At 62.7% G+C, this 14,310-nt stretch carries 15 protein-coding genes and 1 pseudogene; 4 read left to right on the forward strand and 12 right to left on the reverse strand.

Annotated elements, in window-relative coordinates; genetic code table 11:
* Nucleotides 1-16: 16 nt before the first annotated feature.
* The 6 genes from ACXAEH_RS21935 to ugpB all read right to left on the reverse strand — a co-directional run bounded on the left by ACXAEH_RS21935 (nt 17) and on the right by ugpB (nt 6,031).
* Nucleotides 17-901: an HAD-IIA family hydrolase gene (locus ACXAEH_RS21935; RefSeq protein WP_475036118.1), complete on the reverse strand. Its 885-nt coding sequence runs from the start codon at nt 899-901 to the stop codon at nt 17-19.
* Nucleotide 902: 1 nt separating this feature from the next.
* Nucleotides 903-1,853, reverse strand: coding sequence for a glycerophosphodiester phosphodiesterase family protein (locus ACXAEH_RS21940; RefSeq protein ID WP_475036120.1), 951 nt, complete (start codon nt 1,851-1,853; stop codon nt 903-905).
* On the reverse strand, nt 1,853-2,908 hold the full coding sequence (locus ACXAEH_RS21945; RefSeq protein WP_475036122.1) for a sn-glycerol-3-phosphate import ATP-binding protein UgpC: 1,056 nt from the start codon (nt 2,906-2,908) through the stop codon (nt 1,853-1,855). Before ACXAEH_RS21945 ends, ACXAEH_RS21940 begins: the two co-directional genes overlap by 1 nt.
* An 11-nt stretch (nt 2,909-2,919) precedes the next feature.
* Entirely contained in the window at nt 2,920-3,771 is an 852-nt protein-coding gene (gene ugpE, locus ACXAEH_RS21950) for a sn-glycerol-3-phosphate ABC transporter permease UgpE (RefSeq protein ID WP_475036123.1), read from the reverse strand.
* Nucleotides 3,771-4,652, reverse strand: a complete 882-nt coding sequence (ugpA, locus tag ACXAEH_RS21955) for a sn-glycerol-3-phosphate ABC transporter permease UgpA (protein WP_475036125.1) — start codon at nt 4,650-4,652, stop codon at nt 3,771-3,773. Before ugpA ends, ugpE begins: the two co-directional genes overlap by 1 nt.
* A 71-nt stretch (nt 4,653-4,723) precedes the next feature.
* On the reverse strand, nt 4,724-6,031 hold the full coding sequence (ugpB, locus tag ACXAEH_RS21960) for a sn-glycerol-3-phosphate ABC transporter substrate-binding protein UgpB (RefSeq protein ID WP_475036127.1): 1,308 nt from the start codon (nt 6,029-6,031) through the stop codon (nt 4,724-4,726).
* A gap of 139 nt (nt 6,032-6,170) precedes the next feature.
* Between ugpB and ACXAEH_RS21965 the strand changes: the two are divergent.
* Nucleotides 6,171-7,086, forward strand: a pseudogene (locus tag ACXAEH_RS21965) (LysR substrate-binding domain-containing protein).
* A gap of 3 nt (nt 7,087-7,089) precedes the next feature.
* Here the strand turns inward: ACXAEH_RS21965 and ACXAEH_RS21970 are convergent.
* Nucleotides 7,090-7,671: a carboxymuconolactone decarboxylase family protein gene (locus ACXAEH_RS21970; RefSeq protein ID WP_475036129.1), complete on the reverse strand. Its 582-nt coding sequence runs from the start codon at nt 7,669-7,671 to the stop codon at nt 7,090-7,092.
* Nucleotides 7,672-7,818: 147 nt separating this feature from the next.
* On the opposite strand from ACXAEH_RS21970, the gene ACXAEH_RS21975 reads away from it, so the two are divergent.
* Nucleotides 7,819-8,922: a hypothetical protein gene (locus ACXAEH_RS21975; RefSeq protein WP_475036130.1), complete on the forward strand. Its 1,104-nt coding sequence runs from the start codon at nt 7,819-7,821 to the stop codon at nt 8,920-8,922.
* A gap of 74 nt (nt 8,923-8,996) precedes the next feature.
* On the opposite strand, the gene ACXAEH_RS21980 is transcribed toward ACXAEH_RS21975, so the two are convergent.
* The 4 genes from ACXAEH_RS21980 to ACXAEH_RS21995 are packed head-to-tail and all read right to left on the reverse strand — an operon-like array spanning nt 8,997 to nt 11,937.
* A complete protein-coding gene (locus ACXAEH_RS21980) occupies nt 8,997-10,046 on the reverse strand; it encodes an aromatic ring-hydroxylating dioxygenase subunit alpha (RefSeq protein WP_475036131.1) in 1,050 nt (349 codons plus the stop codon).
* The gene (locus ACXAEH_RS21985) at nt 10,043-10,387 is read right to left on the reverse strand and encodes a carboxymuconolactone decarboxylase family protein (RefSeq protein ID WP_475036133.1); all 345 of its coding nucleotides are present in this window, start codon (nt 10,385-10,387) and stop codon (nt 10,043-10,045) included. Before ACXAEH_RS21985 ends, ACXAEH_RS21980 begins: the two co-directional genes overlap by 4 nt.
* Nucleotides 10,388-10,397: 10 nt before the next feature.
* A complete protein-coding gene (locus ACXAEH_RS21990; RefSeq protein WP_475036135.1) occupies nt 10,398-11,159 on the reverse strand; it encodes an amino acid ABC transporter permease in 762 nt (253 codons plus the stop codon).
* Nucleotides 11,160-11,175: 16 nt separating this feature from the next.
* Nucleotides 11,176-11,937: an amino acid ABC transporter ATP-binding protein gene (locus ACXAEH_RS21995; RefSeq protein ID WP_475036136.1), complete on the reverse strand. Its 762-nt coding sequence runs from the start codon at nt 11,935-11,937 to the stop codon at nt 11,176-11,178.
* A gap of 115 nt (nt 11,938-12,052) precedes the next feature.
* On the opposite strand from ACXAEH_RS21995, the gene ACXAEH_RS22000 reads away from it, so the two are divergent.
* Nucleotides 12,053-12,823, forward strand: a complete 771-nt coding sequence (locus ACXAEH_RS22000; protein WP_475036137.1) for a transporter substrate-binding domain-containing protein — start codon at nt 12,053-12,055, stop codon at nt 12,821-12,823.
* A gap of 30 nt (nt 12,824-12,853) precedes the next feature.
* On the opposite strand, the gene ACXAEH_RS22005 is transcribed toward ACXAEH_RS22000, so the two are convergent.
* On the reverse strand, nt 12,854-13,462 hold the full coding sequence (locus ACXAEH_RS22005; protein WP_475036139.1) for a helix-turn-helix domain-containing protein: 609 nt from the start codon (nt 13,460-13,462) through the stop codon (nt 12,854-12,856).
* Nucleotides 13,463-13,528: 66 nt separating this feature from the next.
* Here ACXAEH_RS22005 and ACXAEH_RS22010 point away from each other — a divergent pair, with 66 nt between their 5' ends.
* Nucleotides 13,529-14,287 carry a creatininase family protein gene (locus ACXAEH_RS22010; protein WP_475036140.1) on the forward strand — a complete coding sequence of 253 codons (759 nt, stop codon included), beginning with the start codon at nt 13,529-13,531 and terminating at the stop codon, nt 14,285-14,287.
* Nucleotides 14,288-14,310 lie beyond the last annotated feature (23 nt).

Genomic DNA, 14,310 nt, shown 5'->3' on the forward strand with positions numbered 1-14,310 from the left:
AGAAACCGGCGCCCCTTCAGATCCGTTCTAAACAATAGTCCGGATGGATGCCTGACGCTGTGATGAAGGCTTGCGGGTCCTGGCCCGCAAGCACGCCGTCGCGGGTGACCAGAACCGACTTCCATCCCCGCGCTGCGGCGCCCAGGATGTCGGTGTGCAGCGTGTCGCCGCACATCATGGTGCGACCCGGAGGGATGCCTTCCAGCGTCTGGGCCGCCAGAGCGAAGACATCCGCATAGGGCTTGCCGAAAAAGCGCACGTCCGGTTCGTCCCTGTCCGCCAATTGATGACCGAAGTAACCGGGCTCCAACGACAGGCCATCGCTGCGCGGCGCGGCCAGATCGGCATTGGCAATCACCACCCGGCGCGGCTCTTGGGCCAGGCTGGCGGCCAGCATCGCCTGTTTGCCCGCATCCCATTCGGCGCTCGAGAGGAACAGAAACCCCTCGGCACGGGCATAGGCGGCAGCATCCCGGTCCAGCCGCAGGGCAGGGGAGGGGATGTCCTCCAGCCCGTCGTCCGGGGCGGCGATCACCCCCCACAGGCGGTTGTCCAGTGCGCGCAGGGCGGCGTCGCGGCTGGTGATGATCTCTTCGGGCGCGACCTGCATGCCCAGGGCGCGGAATTTCTCCAGCGTTTGCTCCCTGCCGTTGCTGGCCGCGTTGGAGAGGATGCGGATCGCCTTGCCCGCGGCCCGCAACTGGTCCAGCCGCCTGGCGGCGCCGGGGATTGGCTCGGTGCCGACATTCAGCACCCCGAAGGCATCAAAGACAAAGGCGTCTGCGTGGTCCTGCAAGTCCAGCAGCGATGCGATGGGCCGGGTGCCCGGCCGGGTCCGGTTTTCCGGCAGGCGGGGGCGCAATTCCTCGTAGCGGGTAAAGACGCTGTGGACCGTCTGCATGTCAGCGCCCGGCTGCGGGCAGCCAGTGGAGGCCGTGTTTCAGCAGCAGGCGCTGCACCCGCCCGGGGTAGTCTGAGCAGATCACATCGACACCGAGGCTGATCATCCGTTCGATGTCCTCGGGCTCGTTGACTGTCCAGACCATGGTGATGAGGCCCAGATCGCGGGCCAATGCCAGTGCCTCGGCCGTGATGTCCAGGTAATAGGGGCACCAGAACTGGCCCTTGGCTGCTGCAACGCGGGCTGGCAGGTCGAGCACGCTGCAGCCCGCCACCGGGTTCACCTCCTTGGAGGAGTCCTCCCCCACATCCGCGGCGTTCTCTGGCAGTTGGGTGAGGAAGGAGGCGGGCATTTCCGGTGCGAGGCGCTGGCAGTCTGCGAGCAGCTCCCAGTCGAAACTGTGCAGCACGGTGCGCGGCTGCATGTCGGCCGCGCGGACCTGGGCCACGACGGCCTCGACCAGCGACTGGCGTGCGGCGGTGTCGGCCTGCAGGTCGGGGTCGGATTTGATCTCGAGGAACAGGTGGACGTCCCGGTGGGCGGGCTGCTGCAGCAGCGCCAGCAGCTCTGCCAGCCGCGGGATCCGCACGCCGCTGAGGAAGGCCTGATCGGGGAACCGCTGGCCGTAGGCGCTGGAGCTGTCCAGCCCGCCGGCATCGTATTGCTGCAGCTCGCCGTAGGTGAGGGCGGAGACCTTGGGTTCTTCGCCTTGCAGCCACATGCCGTCCGCATCGCGCACCATTGAGCGGGTCAGGTGGTGGTTGTGGGTGATCACCACCACGCCGTCCTGGGTGGCGGTGACATCCAGCTCCAGCAGTTTCACCCCGGCGTTCACGGTGAACTCGAACCCTTCCATCGTGTTTTCCGGCATCACGCCGCGGGCGCCGCGGTGGCCGGCCAGGCGGATGACGCCAGGTTCGCCTGCAAAGGCAGCTATCTGGGGGTAATGCATCAGTCTTCCAGACGTTTGCCGGACGCGGTGTCGAACAGGTGGGTCAGCTCTGCCGCCACCGAGAAGCGGCGGATGCTGCCGATGCCGTCATGGGCGTGGCCCGGGACGCTGGCGGTGATGCTGTGATCCGTGCCGTGCAGGCGGCCGTGGATCAGGGTGTTGGCACCCAGCTGTTCCAGCATGTCGGCCTCGATGGCGATGGGGCCGTTATCATCCGCGGTCAGGTGTTCCGGGCGCAGGCCCATGGTGGCTGTGCCCGCATGGGCCGAGGCAACCGGGACCGCAGCGCCGCCCGGCAGGGCGGCGCTGCCGCCGCTGACTTCCACCGGCAGGAAATTCGTCGCCGGGCTGCCGATGAAACCGGCCACAAACACCGAAGCGGGGCGGTCATACAGTTCGATCGGAGTGCCGAACTGCTCGACATAGCCGCCATTCAGCACCATCAGCCGGTCGCCCAGGGTCATCGCCTCGACCTGGTCGTGGGTCACGTAGATCGAGGTCACCCCCAGCCGCTGCTGCAGCTTGCGGATCTCCAGGCGCATCTGCACCCTGAGCTTGGCGTCGAGGTTGGAGAGCGGCTCGTCAAACAGAAACACCTGCGGATCACGCACGATGGCGCGGCCCATGGCGACGCGCTGGCGCTGGCCGCCCGACAGCTGGCGCGGTTTACGGTCGAGGTATTGTTTGATCTCCAGGATCTCGGCAGCCTCCTCGACGCGGCGGTTGATCTCGTCCTTGGGGAGTTTGCGGATCTTCAGGCCATAGGCCATGTTCTGGCGCACTGACATATGCGGATAGAGCGCGTAGTTCTGGAACACCATGGCAATGTCGCGCGCCGAGGGTTCCAGCTCATTCACCCGCCGCCCGCCGATGGCGATCTCGCCGGAGGTGACGCTTTCCAGCCCCGCCACCATGCGCAGGAGGGTGGACTTGCCGCAGCCGGAGGGGCCGACGATGACGATGAACTCGCCGTCCTTGATGTCGCCTTCGATATGGTGGAGCACCTCGGTTGGCCCGTAGGATTTCACCAGGTCTGTGAGTTGAATGTCTGCCATTTCGGGGCGCCTTACTTATCGGTTTCCGTCAAGCCCTGCACAAAGAGCTTTTGCATTGCGATGACCACAAACACCGGCGGGATCATCGCCAGAAGGGCCGTGGTCATGATGATGTTCCATTGCGGGCTTTGCTCGGCCGCCTCCAGCATCTGCTTGATCGACATCACGATGGTGGTCATCGAGGTGTCGGTGGTGATCAAGAGCGGCCAGAGATACTGGTTCCAGCCGAAGATAAACAGGATCACAAACAGCGCCGCGATATTGGTACGCGACAAGGGCAGCAGGATGTCAAAGAAGAACCTGAGCGGCCCGGCACCGTCGATGCGGGCACTTTCCAACAGCTCATCCGGCACCGTCAGGAACACCTGGCGGAACATGAAGGTCGCGGTGGCCGAGGCGATCAGCGGGATCGACAGGCCCCAGTAGCTGTTCAGCATTCCGAGATTGGCGACAACCTCGAACGTGGGCAGGATCCGCACTTCGACCGGCAGCATCAGGGTGATGAAGATCATCCAAAAGAAGCCCATGCGGAATGGGAACTTGAAATAGACGATGGCAAAGGCCGACAAGAGCGAAATGGCGATCTTGCCGGTGGAGATCATCAGCGCCATTGCCAGGGAATTCAGCAGCATCAGCCATACCGGCGCCTGCTCGGTGCCGCTGAGGCCGGAGCCGAACAGGGTCTGCTTCATGTTCGCCAGGAAATACTCGCCGGGCCAGAGCGGCAGCGGCGCCTGGTTCATACGCAGCTCGTCATGGGTGGAGGCGACAAAGGTGATCCAGACCGGCAGCGCAATGGCCAGAACGCCAAGCACCAGCACCAGATGGGTGAGGAAAGCGGTGAGGGGGCGGTGTTCGACCATCAGTATGCCACCTTTCTTTCAACAAAGCGGAACTGGACCACGGTCATGGCGATGACCAGCACCATCAGCACCACTGACTGCGCAGCAGAGCCGCCAAGGTCGAGGCCGACAAAGCCGTCGTTGAACACCTTGTAGACCAGAATGGTGGTAGAGGTGCCGGGACCGCCCTGGGTGACGGCATGGATGATGCCGAAGGTCTCGAAGAAGGCGTAGACCATGTTGATGATCAGCAGGAAAAACGTGGTGGGCGAGATCAGCGGGAAGATGATGGTCCAGAACCTGCGCGCCGGGCCTGCGCCGTCGATGGCGGCGGCCTCGATCACGGAATTGGGGATCGACTGCATGGCGGCAAGGTAGAACAGGAAGTTATAGGCCACCTGCTTCCACGCGGCGGCGAGGATCACCAGTGCCATCGCCTGGGTGCCGTTCAAGTAGTGGTTCCAGGTGATGCCTGCGAATTCCAGGAAATAGGGGAAGATGCCAAGGGTCGGGTTGAACATGAACACCCACAGCGCGCCGGCCAGCACCGGGGCCACCGCATAGGGCCAGATCAGCATGGTGCGGTAGAACATGGCGCCGCGCACCACCCGCTGGGCAAAGCCTGCGAGGATCAGGGCAAAACCCATCGACAGCGCCGCAACCAGCAGAGAGAACACCGCGGTGCGCTGGAAACTGGCGAGATAGTGGTGGTCACTGGCCAGCACCTCGAAATTCTCGAACCAGACAAATTCTGTGCCAAGGCCAAAGGCGTCTTCGATCAGGAAGGACTGATACATCGCCTGGCTGGCGGGCCAGATGAAAAACACCAGCGTGATGAGGATCTGCGGCGCGACCAGGAGGTATGGCAGCGCCGAGGTTGGGAAATGCACCCGTTTGAGCATGAAAGGCCCCAGTCAGAAAAGCGGCCCCGCCGCCCGGGGAAAGGGCGGCAGGGCCGGGTCGTCAGGATCGGTTAGGAGGGGTTGGCGGTGCGCTCGAACTTGCGCAGCAGGTCGTTGCCGCGTTCAACCGCAGCGTCCAGCGCCTCCTGTGCGGATTTCTCGCCGCCCCACAGGGCTTCCAGCTCTTCGTTGATCACGTCGCGGACCTGAACGAAGTTGCCATAGCGCAACCCGCGGCTGTTGGCGGTGGGCGTGTTCAGGCTCAGCTGCTTGATCGCGGTGTCGGTGCCCGGGTTGCTTTCATAGAAACCCTGCTCCTTGGACAGCTCATACGCAGCCGTGGTGATCGGCACATAACCGGTCTCCTGGTGCCACCAGGACTGAACCTCGGGCGAGGACAGATAGGTCAGGAACTTGGCGGTGCCTTTGTATTCCGCCTCGTCATGGCCTGCGAGCACCCACAGGGTGGCGCCGCCGATGATCGAGTTTTGCGGAGCGTCGGCGACCTTGGTGTCCAGGGGCAGCATGGACTGGCCGAATTCGAACTGGGCCTGCGAGGAGATCGAGCCGTAATAGGCCGAGGAGTTCATCCACATGCCGCATTCGCCGTTGGTGAACATCGGCAGGCTGTCGCCGCGGCGGCCGCCGTAGACGAACAACCCGTCCTTGCCCATGGAGGCAACGTCATCCAGGCGCGCTGCCACGCTGGCGTTGTTGAAGGTCAGCTCGGTGTCGAACCCGGCAAAGCCGTTTTCCTGGGTGCCGGTGGGCAGGTTGTGCCAGGCTGAGAAATTCTCGATCATCACCCAGGACTGCCAGCCAAAGGACACGCCGCATTTCATGCCGTTATCCACCAGCTTCTGCGAGGCGGTTTTGACTTCGTCCCAGGTAGTGGGAACCGCGGCGCCGGCCGCGTCCAGCGCGTCTTTGTTGTACCACAGCACCGGGGTGGAGCTGTTGAAGGGCATCGACAGAAGTTCGCCTTCGGGCGTCTCATAGTAGGACACCACCGCAGGCAGGAAGGCGTCGCCGTCAAACGGTTCGCCTGCGTCCTTCATCAGCTTCTCCACCGGGTAGATGGCGCCTTTGGCGGACATCATGGTGGCGGTGCCGACCTCGAACACCTGCACAATCTGCGGGTGTTCCTTGGCCCGGAAGGCGGCAATCGCCGCGGTCATGGTCTCGGTGTAGTTGCCCTTGTAGACGGGCACGATTTTATACTCGTCCTGGGTGGCGTTGAAGTCTTCGGCGATCTTGTTGACGCGTTCGCCGTTGGTGCCGCCCATGGCGTGCCACCACTGAATTTCGGTTTCTGCAAATGCGGTGCTGCCAGCAACGGCCAGAACAGCCGAGGCGCAGAGCAAGGATTTAACGGACATGAGCTTCTCTCCCAAAGTTGGCTCTGCCGATACCTTTTGTCCGGGCGAAAAGATAATTCAAGCAAAAGTTTTTTGACAAAATTCATAATATGATGTTATGCCGTACCGTGATTACAACCTTCCATGAACGGCTAACCCCTTGAAATTCAAACTCCGCCAGCTTGAGGCCTTTCAGGCTGTTGCCCGCACAGGTTCTGTCACCCGGGCCGCCGAAAGCCTGGGGATTTCCCAGCCCGCGGCCAGCCGGCTGTTGTCCGATTTTTCAAAAACGGTGGCGGTGGAGCTGTTTACCCGCAAGGACGGGCTGCTGATTCCCACCAGCGAGGCGCGGTATCTCTTGTCCGAAGTGGGGCGGGTGTTTGACAGTCTGAACCACCTGGAAGAGCTCAACCGGGACTTGACCGAACGCACCGCCGGCCATCTGCGCATCGCCTGTCTGCCGGGGTTTGCAACGGCGCTGCTGCCCAAACTGCTGGCCGGGTTTCTGGAGCACCGCCCCGGCGTGCGGCTGACGCTGGAGCCGGACCGGCCGGAGCGGATTTTGGAATGGATCATCGGCGAGCAGTATGACTGCGGCATCACCGACGGTTTCGCCTCGCATCCGGCGGTGGAGAATATCGACATCCCCGTCCGCAGTGTCTGCGTTCTGCCGCAGAATGACCCGCTGGCAGAACAGGATGTTATCACGCCGTACGATCTGCGGGACCGCAAGATCATCCACACCCGCCGCGACAGCCCGTTTTTTCGCAGGCTGCACAAGGCGTTTTCCGAATCCGGGGTGGAATTGAACAGCTGGATAGAGGTGCGGCAGTTCTCCACCGCCTGCATCATCATCAGCCAGGGGCAGGGGGCCTCGGTCGTCAGCGCCCTGGACGCAGAGCAGTTCCGCGGCCAGAACATTGCGATTGTGCCGTTTGAGCCCGGCTATCCACCACCGGCTGTCGATCCTGCGGCCGGTGTCAGGCAGCCGGTCGCTGCTGGCGCTGGATTTCCTGGATGCTTTTGTGGAGAGCCTGGCGCCGTTCCGCGCCGATCTGGAACCGGCGCGGCGCTAACGGTTATTCATCGCCCTTGTAGTAGCCGATCACGTCGTTCTCCGTCGTGGCGCCAAGGCCGTTCAGCAAGCGGTTGGAATAGTTGAAATAGGCGCAGACCTGGTTCACCTCCAGGATCTCGCCATCTTCGCAGCCGGCGATTTTCAGCGCCTCAAAGTCGGATTTCACCATCTTGCCCACATCGGTCGTCAGCTTGCCGGCATAGCGCAGCAGGGCCAGTTCCTTGCCCGCGAACTCATCCTCGGGCCGGTGGGCTTTCAGCGCGGTGAAGATCCGGTCGCTGCGGGGCTGGTCCTTCAGCAGGTTGCGCACGTTCATGAAATGATGGGTCAGCGAGTAGGTGCAGTCGTTCAGGATCGAGGTGTAGCTGGCGATCACCTCCAGGAACCAGAATGGCAGTTGATTGTCGTCCGAGTGCAGCACCGACCGGTAGAGGGTGACATGGCCATTCATGGTTTCGGGGCGCAGCGAATGCACCCGCATCACGGTGTCGACGGTGCCATGGGGCGTGCGCGCCTTGTCCAGCAGTTCCTTGAGCCGGCCCTCGGCCTTCTCGTCCGGGATCATCTCAATCCATGCGCTCATCATCTTCCTCCGCGGTTTCCGGTGGCAGGATAGGGGAAGGGGTGACCGGAATGACAGTAGAAAATTCTACTGCAGTGAAATTTGTCTGGATCGGGAGGGGCCGCTGCGGATAACATCCGCGTGAAGATCAGGAGAGAGGATTGCGGGATGCAGGATGCGGATTTGCGCGCAGGCGCGGAAAACCTGCTTGTGGCCTGCGCCGGGCTGGCGGCCGGCAATCAGCTGCTGATCCTGCGGGAGGATCCTGCAAACGGTTATTACGATGCCGCCATTGCGGAGGCGGTGCAGGACACGGCCCAGGCGCTGGGGATCGGGGTTGCGTCTGAGGTGCTGCCGTTTGATCCCATGGGGACGGCCCTGCCGGCTGAACTAGTGGCGCGGATGAAGGCCGCAGACAGGGTGCTGTTCCTGTCGCGCAGCGGTGATCAGATCCGGTTCAGCAAGGATATGCAGGGGATCCGCCCGATCATGTCTTATGCGCTGGATGCGGGAATGCTGGCCTCCGGCTTTGGCCGCGCGAACTACCAGGGGTTTGTGGCGCTGAAGGATGCGGTCAACGCGCTGATGGCTTCGGCGCAGCATATTCGGGTGACCTGTCCGCTGGGCACCGATTTCAGCGGGCCGGGGGCGGCTTATCCCAAATCCGGCGCCGCGGATGTCTCTGTAACCCGGTTTCCGATGTCCGTCTTTGCACCGGTGCCGGCGCAGGGGTTTTCCGGTGTGGTGATGCAGGACGGGTTTCTGGTGGGCACCGGGTCGAAGTTCTATGAGCCTTACGGGTGTGACTTGCGCGAACCGCTGACGGTGCATTTTCGCGGCGGCGTGCTGGAGAGGTTCGAGGGCCACGGGATGGATGTGCATTGCGCCCGGATGCATTACGCACGCGTGGGGCAGCTATTCGGGTTGGACCCGATGACCATGCATTCCTGGCACGCGGGCATTCATCCGGGCTGTGCTTATGGCACGGCAGCGGCAGAGAATTACGAACGCTGGAGCGGCGGTGCCTTTGGCAATCCGCGGCTGATGCATTTCCACACCTGCGGGAACTACGCGCCGGGGGAGATTTCGCTGAACGTGCTGGACCCGACGATTGAGGTGGATGGCGCAGCGGTCTGGAAAGACGGCGTGTTCGACCCGCATCTAGTGCCCGGCGGGGCGGAGATCCTGGCGCAGCACGATTGCATCCGGGCGGTGTTCGACAGCCCTGCACAGGCGGTGGGGCAGGGACCTGGCGGGCGGCTCGCCAGCTGAAATCCGGCGCGGATTTCAGCCATGAAAAATCGATTTTTCATGGCCGTTTCCCTTGCAGGGAAACGGCACCGCTGTCAGCTGGCCTCAGACTTTATCTGCCGGGCGACGCGGGTGCGGAAGCGCATCGCGCCTGCGTCCAGCCCGAGGTTGATATAGGGGCTCTTACGTTTCGCCATGCCGGTCTGGACGAATTCCAGCACATCCTTGTCCTCGGTAAAGGCCATGATGGCGCCTTCGAACATGCGCTGGGACATCGCCTCGTCGGCGGCATGCATGTTGCGGTGCTGGAACCAGAAATAGCGTGAATGCCCGGCGTCCACCGGGGTGATGAAATTGTAGGAGATGTTGACGAAGGCATCGGGCGACAGCGGCTTGTCCTTGCCGCCTTCGCCTTGGGGCGCATAGACCGACATGTTGATGGCGGTGGCGGGCAGGCGGCATTCGTAATGCTGTTTGCGGTCGCAATTGGGGCCGAAGGGCAGCATCGGTTTGTAATAGGGTGGCGGCGCCTCATCCAGCACCCAGCGGGAGACGATGACGCCGTCCTCTGTTTCTTCCAGGTCCAGTGGCCGGTTGTCGGTGCCGGCCCCGGCGAATGAGGTCAGATGCACCCAGGCCACGTGACTGGGGTCCAAGAGGTTGTCAGTGATGTAGAGATAGTGGCAGGCCATCTCCATCGCGCCCTTTTGCGTTTTGCCCCAGTCTGGATTGTCGAAATTGGGGATGTCGATGATCCGGCCGCGGTCGGCTGCTTCCGGCTCGCCCATCCACAGCCACAGGAAACCCCAGCGGTCCTCGGCCGGGTAGGAATGCACCGCAGCGCGGCGCGGCGGGTTGTCGAGCTGGGTGGGGGCAATCACGCATTCGCCGCTGCAGTCAAAGGTCAGGCCATGGTAGCCGCAGACCACGTGGTCGCCCTCGATGGTGCCGCGCGACAGGGGCAGCTTGCGGTGCGGGCAGGCGTCCTCCAGCGCAATCGCAGCACCTTTGGTGTCGCGGTAGATCACGATCTGCTCTTCCAGCATGGTGAGCGCGGTCAGCTCGCGCCCGAAGTCCTCGCTGCGGCCTGCCACATACCAGCAGTTCTGCACATAGCCTTCGGCGCCGGTCAGATCCGGTCTCATGGCTGCCCCTCTGAGAACACATCAAAGGCTTTCAGCGCCTTGGCGCTGTAGGCATAAGACGGCCCGCCGCCCATGTAGGTGGCCATCGCCAGTGCCTCGCACAGTTCCTCCCGCGTGGCCCCCAGCCGCACCAGCGCGCGCACGTGAAAGCCGATGCAACTGTCGCAGCGGGTGGCGATGGCGATGCCGAGCGCCATGAATTCCTTGGTCTTCTCGCTCAGCGCACCGTCCTTCTTGGCGGCCTGGCCCATGATGCCGAAGCCGCGCACGGTGTCGGGGACTTCTTTCGAGAAGGTGCCGATATTGGCCTCGGTCTCGGCCATGAAAGTTTTCCAGTCCATGTGTCTCTCCTCAGCCTCTTTCGTCCGATCCCATGCGGCGTTCCAGCCAGCGCACGCCGGCGCTGATGATCAGAACCAGCACCAGGTATTCCAGGATCAGCAGGGTGTAGATTTCCAGCGGGCGGTATTCGCTGACGACCAGCTCATTGGCGCGCCGGGTCAGCTCCTGCATGCCGATGACGGAGGCAAAGGCGCTCATCTTGACGATATAGATGAACTGGTTTGCCAGCGGCGGCAGGATGCGGCGGATCGCCTGCGGCAGGATCACGTAGCGCATCGTCTGCAGGTAGTTGAGGCCGATGGTCTGGGCGGCCTCGGTCTGGCCCTTGGCTATCGACTGGATACCGGCGCGGTAGATTTCAGCGGTGAAGGCACTGTCTGACAGGGCCAGGGTGATGATGGCGCCCCAGAACGGGTCGATCGGCACGTTCATCCCCATTTCGCGGAAGATGATCGGCAACCCGTAGAACACCCAGAACAGCATCGGCAGCAGCGGGATCGAGCGGATGAACTCCACATAGATGCGGTTCACCATTCGCCAGCCGCGGCTTTTGGCAAGGCCGGGCAGGGCGACGATCAGCCCAAGGCCGATGGAGATCGCGGCGGCGATCACCGAGATCAGGATGGTGTCGCCCATGCCGGAAATCAGGAATTTCACGTTCACCCAGCCGCTGGGGGTCATCGGATTAATGACATACCAGCCCCAGGTCGAGGAACTGGAGCAGCCTGCAAGCGCCAGCAGGGGCAGCAGAAGGATCAGGGTCTTTTTCATTTGGGGATCCTTCCGGTCAGTGCTGCAGGATCTGCGACAGGAATTTCTGGCAGCGCGGCGAGCGGGGGGAGCCGAAAAATTCCTCGGGCGGGCCCTGTTCGACAATCTCGCCGGCATCCATGAACACCATCTGGTCGGCCACCTTGCGGGCAAATCCCATCTCGTGGGTGACCACCATCATGGTCATGCCTTCCACCGCCAGTTCGGCCATCACATCCAAGACTTCGGAGATCATTTCCGGATCCAGCGCCGAGGTCGGCTCGTCAAACAGCAGAACCTTGGGCTCCATGCAAAGCGAGCGCGCAATCGCCACACGCTGCTGCTGGCCGCCCGACAGCTGGCTGGGGCGTTTATGCGCCTGGTCCGGGATGTGGACGCGTTCCAGATAATGCATCGCCTTTGCCTCGGCCTCCGCCTTGGACATGCCGCGGGCCTTGATGGGGCCCAGCGTCAGGTTCTCCAGCACGGTCAGATGCGGGAACAGGTTGAACTGCTGAAACACCATGCCAACTTCGGAGCGGATCGCGGCCACCGACTGCGGATCGTTGGTCAGCTCAATCCCGTCGACGCGGATCGTTCCCTTCTGATGCTCTTCCAGCCGGTTGATGCAGCGCACCACGGTGGATTTGCCGGAACCGGAGGGCCCGCAGATCACAACCTTTTCACCAGCCCGCACCGTCAGGCTGATGTCCTTCAGCACATGAAACGTGTCATACCACTTGTTGACACCGTCAAGTTCGATGGCAAATGCGGGGTCTGGCTGGAGGATCCCTGGCATATTTTTCTTCCCAAGAAAAATTTTTCTTGAGATTAGCTGCCGCTCTGCCGTTAAATCAAGCATCAAATCTGCTTCTTTTACAGGGCAGCCAAAGACGCACCAACGGGAGGTATTGATGAAACGTATTCTGAAGGCGGTGGCAGCCGCGGCGGTGACTGTGGCGCTGGCGGGGGCTGCGCAGGCGCAGTCAGCCCTGCACGAAATCCTGGATACCGGGGTTTTGAAGGTTGGCACCACGGGCGACTGGAACCCGATGACGCTGCGCGATCCGGCGACCAACAGCTACAAGGGATATGACATCGACATCATGGCGGAACTGGCCAAGGACCTGGGCGTCGAGGTGGAGTTTGTCCCGACCGATTGGAAAACCCTGGTCAACGGCGTGGTTGCGGGCAAGTATCATCTCACCGGCTCGGCCTCGATCTCGCCGCCGCGTATGAAGGTTGCAGGCTTCTCCGACAGCTATATCGCGGTGGAGATCTTTCCGTTCACCACCAAGGACAAGGCGGGGAATTTCTCTGGCTATGACACGATCAACCAGCCGGGGGTGAAGGTAGCGACGACTTTGGGCACCACGTTTGAGAAGCTGGCGCGCGAATGGTTCCCGGATGCCGACATCAAGGTGGTCGAAGCGCCCGCGCGCGGGTTTCAGGAAGTGCTGGCGGGCCGCGCCGATGTCTTCATCACCTCCAACATCGAAGGTTCCACTCTGGAGGAGAAATTCCCGGTGACCCGGGTTCCGGGCGCCGGCCCGCGTGCGCCCTCGCCGATTGCGATGCTGCTGCCGCAGGATGATCAGGTCTGGATCAACTACGTGAACAACTGGGTGAAGGTGAAGAAAGCCACCGGGTTCTTTGAGGCCAACCGCGAGAAATGGGGGCTGTAAGCCGCCTTGGCGCAGCCGATCCCGGCTGCGTCAGGCCTCGCTGGGGTCGGGTTTGGTGACCATGGTGATGAAACTCACCCGTTCGGTTTTCAGCTCCACCGGGCCATGGGCGTTGCTGGAATCAAAGCTGATGCTGTCGCCGGGCTTCATCTCATAGGTGGCATCGCCGCATTGGAACACCATCTCGCCGCTGGTGATATGCATGAACTCCAGCCCGCGGTGGCGGTACAGCGGACGCGGTTTCAGCGGCTGTTCCAGAGTGACGGCAAAGCTTTCGAAACTCACATGGTTGCCTTCGGCCCGGCCAATCATCTTGTAGGTATGGCCAAAGCCGCTGCCGAGCCGCTGCACGGTCATGCCTTCGCCCGCGGCAACAAAGGACACGTCGGAATGCTCTACAGTGCCGGCAAAGAAGTTGATCAGCGGCGCGCCGATGGCAGCGGCCAATGCCTCCAGCGTGGAAAGCGAGGCCGAAACCTGACCGCGTTCGATCTTGGAGATCATCGCGGTGGAGACACCGGCACGTTCCGACAACCCAGCCAGAGTCAGCCCGGCCAGCATCCTGTGGGTTTTGACCGCGGCGCCGACCAGTTGGTCGAGCGCGGGTTTTTCGATTTCAGCGGGTGATGAATCTTCCATTGCCACAGACTATGCCGCGCGCAGGCAAAGGAAAAGCGATGCGTGGCGAAATGACAGGAGAGAGTGATGCAGCTTGCCCATATGACCTGGCTTGAGGTGGAGAGGCGCCTGCAGACGGGCGCGGCGGTGATGGTGCCGGTGGGGTCGACCGAACAGCACGGGCCGATGGGCATGATCGGCACCGACACGATCTGCGCCGAGGCGGTGGCGCTGCGGGCGGCTAAGCAGTGCGGAGCGATTGTGGCGCCGGTGCTGGCCTATACGCCGGCGCCGTTCAACACGGCTTTCCCCGGCACCGTCTCAATGCCGGCGGATCTGTTTCAGGCCCATGCCGCCGCAGTATTCCGCGGTCTGCTGGCGCAGGGCTTCGCTGGCGTCTTTGTTGTGAACGGCCATGGGGCGAATGCGGCGCCCTTGCAGCGGGTGGCACAGGAATTGGCGCCGGGACGGGTGGCGATCCGCAGCTGGTGGGAGCCGGCGGAGGTCAACGCGATGCGCAGGGAACTCTATGGCGATTGGGAAGGGATGCACGCCACCCCGTCGGAGGTGGCCATTACCCAGGCGCTGCTGGGTGAACTGCCCGCAGGCGAGGCGGTAAAGCCGCCGCAGAAGCTGAGTCCGGCGTTCATCAAGGCTCATGCCGGAGACAAGCACGGCCCGCCCGAGGAACACAGGGCAGAGTTCCCGGACGGGCGTGTCGGCTCGCATTCCGCCCTGGCCAATCCGCAGGACGGCGCCCGCCTACTCGAGGCTGCGGCGCGGGGGATTTGCGCGGACTTCCAAGCGTTTTCCGCAGCGGTGGCCGGCGGCCAAAAGATCAGCTGAACGGTTTTTCTTCCAGCAGCAGG

It is taken from the genome of Leisingera sp. ABM4_060 (genome assembly GCF_056158765.1).

Excerpts from the sequence above, each read along its gene's own strand:
- ACXAEH_RS21935 (WP_475036118.1), bottom strand. The coding sequence starts at position 901 with ATGCAGACGGTCCACAGCGTCTTTACCCGCTACGAGGAATTGCGCCCC.
- ACXAEH_RS21940 (WP_475036120.1), bottom strand. The coding sequence starts at position 1,853 with ATGCATTACCCCCAGATAGCTGCCTTTGCAGGCGAACCTGGCGTCATC.
- ACXAEH_RS21945 (WP_475036122.1), bottom strand. The coding sequence starts at position 2,908 with ATGGCAGACATTCAACTCACAGACCTGGTGAAATCCTACGGGCCAACC.
- ugpE (WP_475036123.1), bottom strand. The coding sequence starts at position 3,771 with ATGGTCGAACACCGCCCCCTCACCGCTTTCCTCACCCATCTGGTGCTG.
- ugpA (WP_475036125.1), bottom strand. The coding sequence starts at position 4,652 with ATGCTCAAACGGGTGCATTTCCCAACCTCGGCGCTGCCATACCTCCTG.
- ugpB (WP_475036127.1), bottom strand. The coding sequence starts at position 6,031 with ATGTCCGTTAAATCCTTGCTCTGCGCCTCGGCTGTTCTGGCCGTTGCT.
- ACXAEH_RS21970 (WP_475036129.1), bottom strand. The coding sequence starts at position 7,671 with ATGAGCGCATGGATTGAGATGATCCCGGACGAGAAGGCCGAGGGCCGG.
- ACXAEH_RS21975 (WP_475036130.1), top strand. The coding sequence starts at position 7,819 with ATGCAGGATGCGGATTTGCGCGCAGGCGCGGAAAACCTGCTTGTGGCC.
- ACXAEH_RS21980 (WP_475036131.1), bottom strand. The coding sequence starts at position 10,046 with ATGAGACCGGATCTGACCGGCGCCGAAGGCTATGTGCAGAACTGCTGG.
- ACXAEH_RS21985 (WP_475036133.1), bottom strand. The coding sequence starts at position 10,387 with ATGGACTGGAAAACTTTCATGGCCGAGACCGAGGCCAATATCGGCACC.
- ACXAEH_RS21990 (WP_475036135.1), bottom strand. The coding sequence starts at position 11,159 with ATGAAAAAGACCCTGATCCTTCTGCTGCCCCTGCTGGCGCTTGCAGGC.
- ACXAEH_RS21995 (WP_475036136.1), bottom strand. The coding sequence starts at position 11,937 with ATGCCAGGGATCCTCCAGCCAGACCCCGCATTTGCCATCGAACTTGAC.
- ACXAEH_RS22000 (WP_475036137.1), top strand. The coding sequence starts at position 12,053 with ATGAAACGTATTCTGAAGGCGGTGGCAGCCGCGGCGGTGACTGTGGCG.
- ACXAEH_RS22005 (WP_475036139.1), bottom strand. The coding sequence starts at position 13,462 with ATGGAAGATTCATCACCCGCTGAAATCGAAAAACCCGCGCTCGACCAA.
- ACXAEH_RS22010 (WP_475036140.1), top strand. The coding sequence starts at position 13,529 with ATGCAGCTTGCCCATATGACCTGGCTTGAGGTGGAGAGGCGCCTGCAG.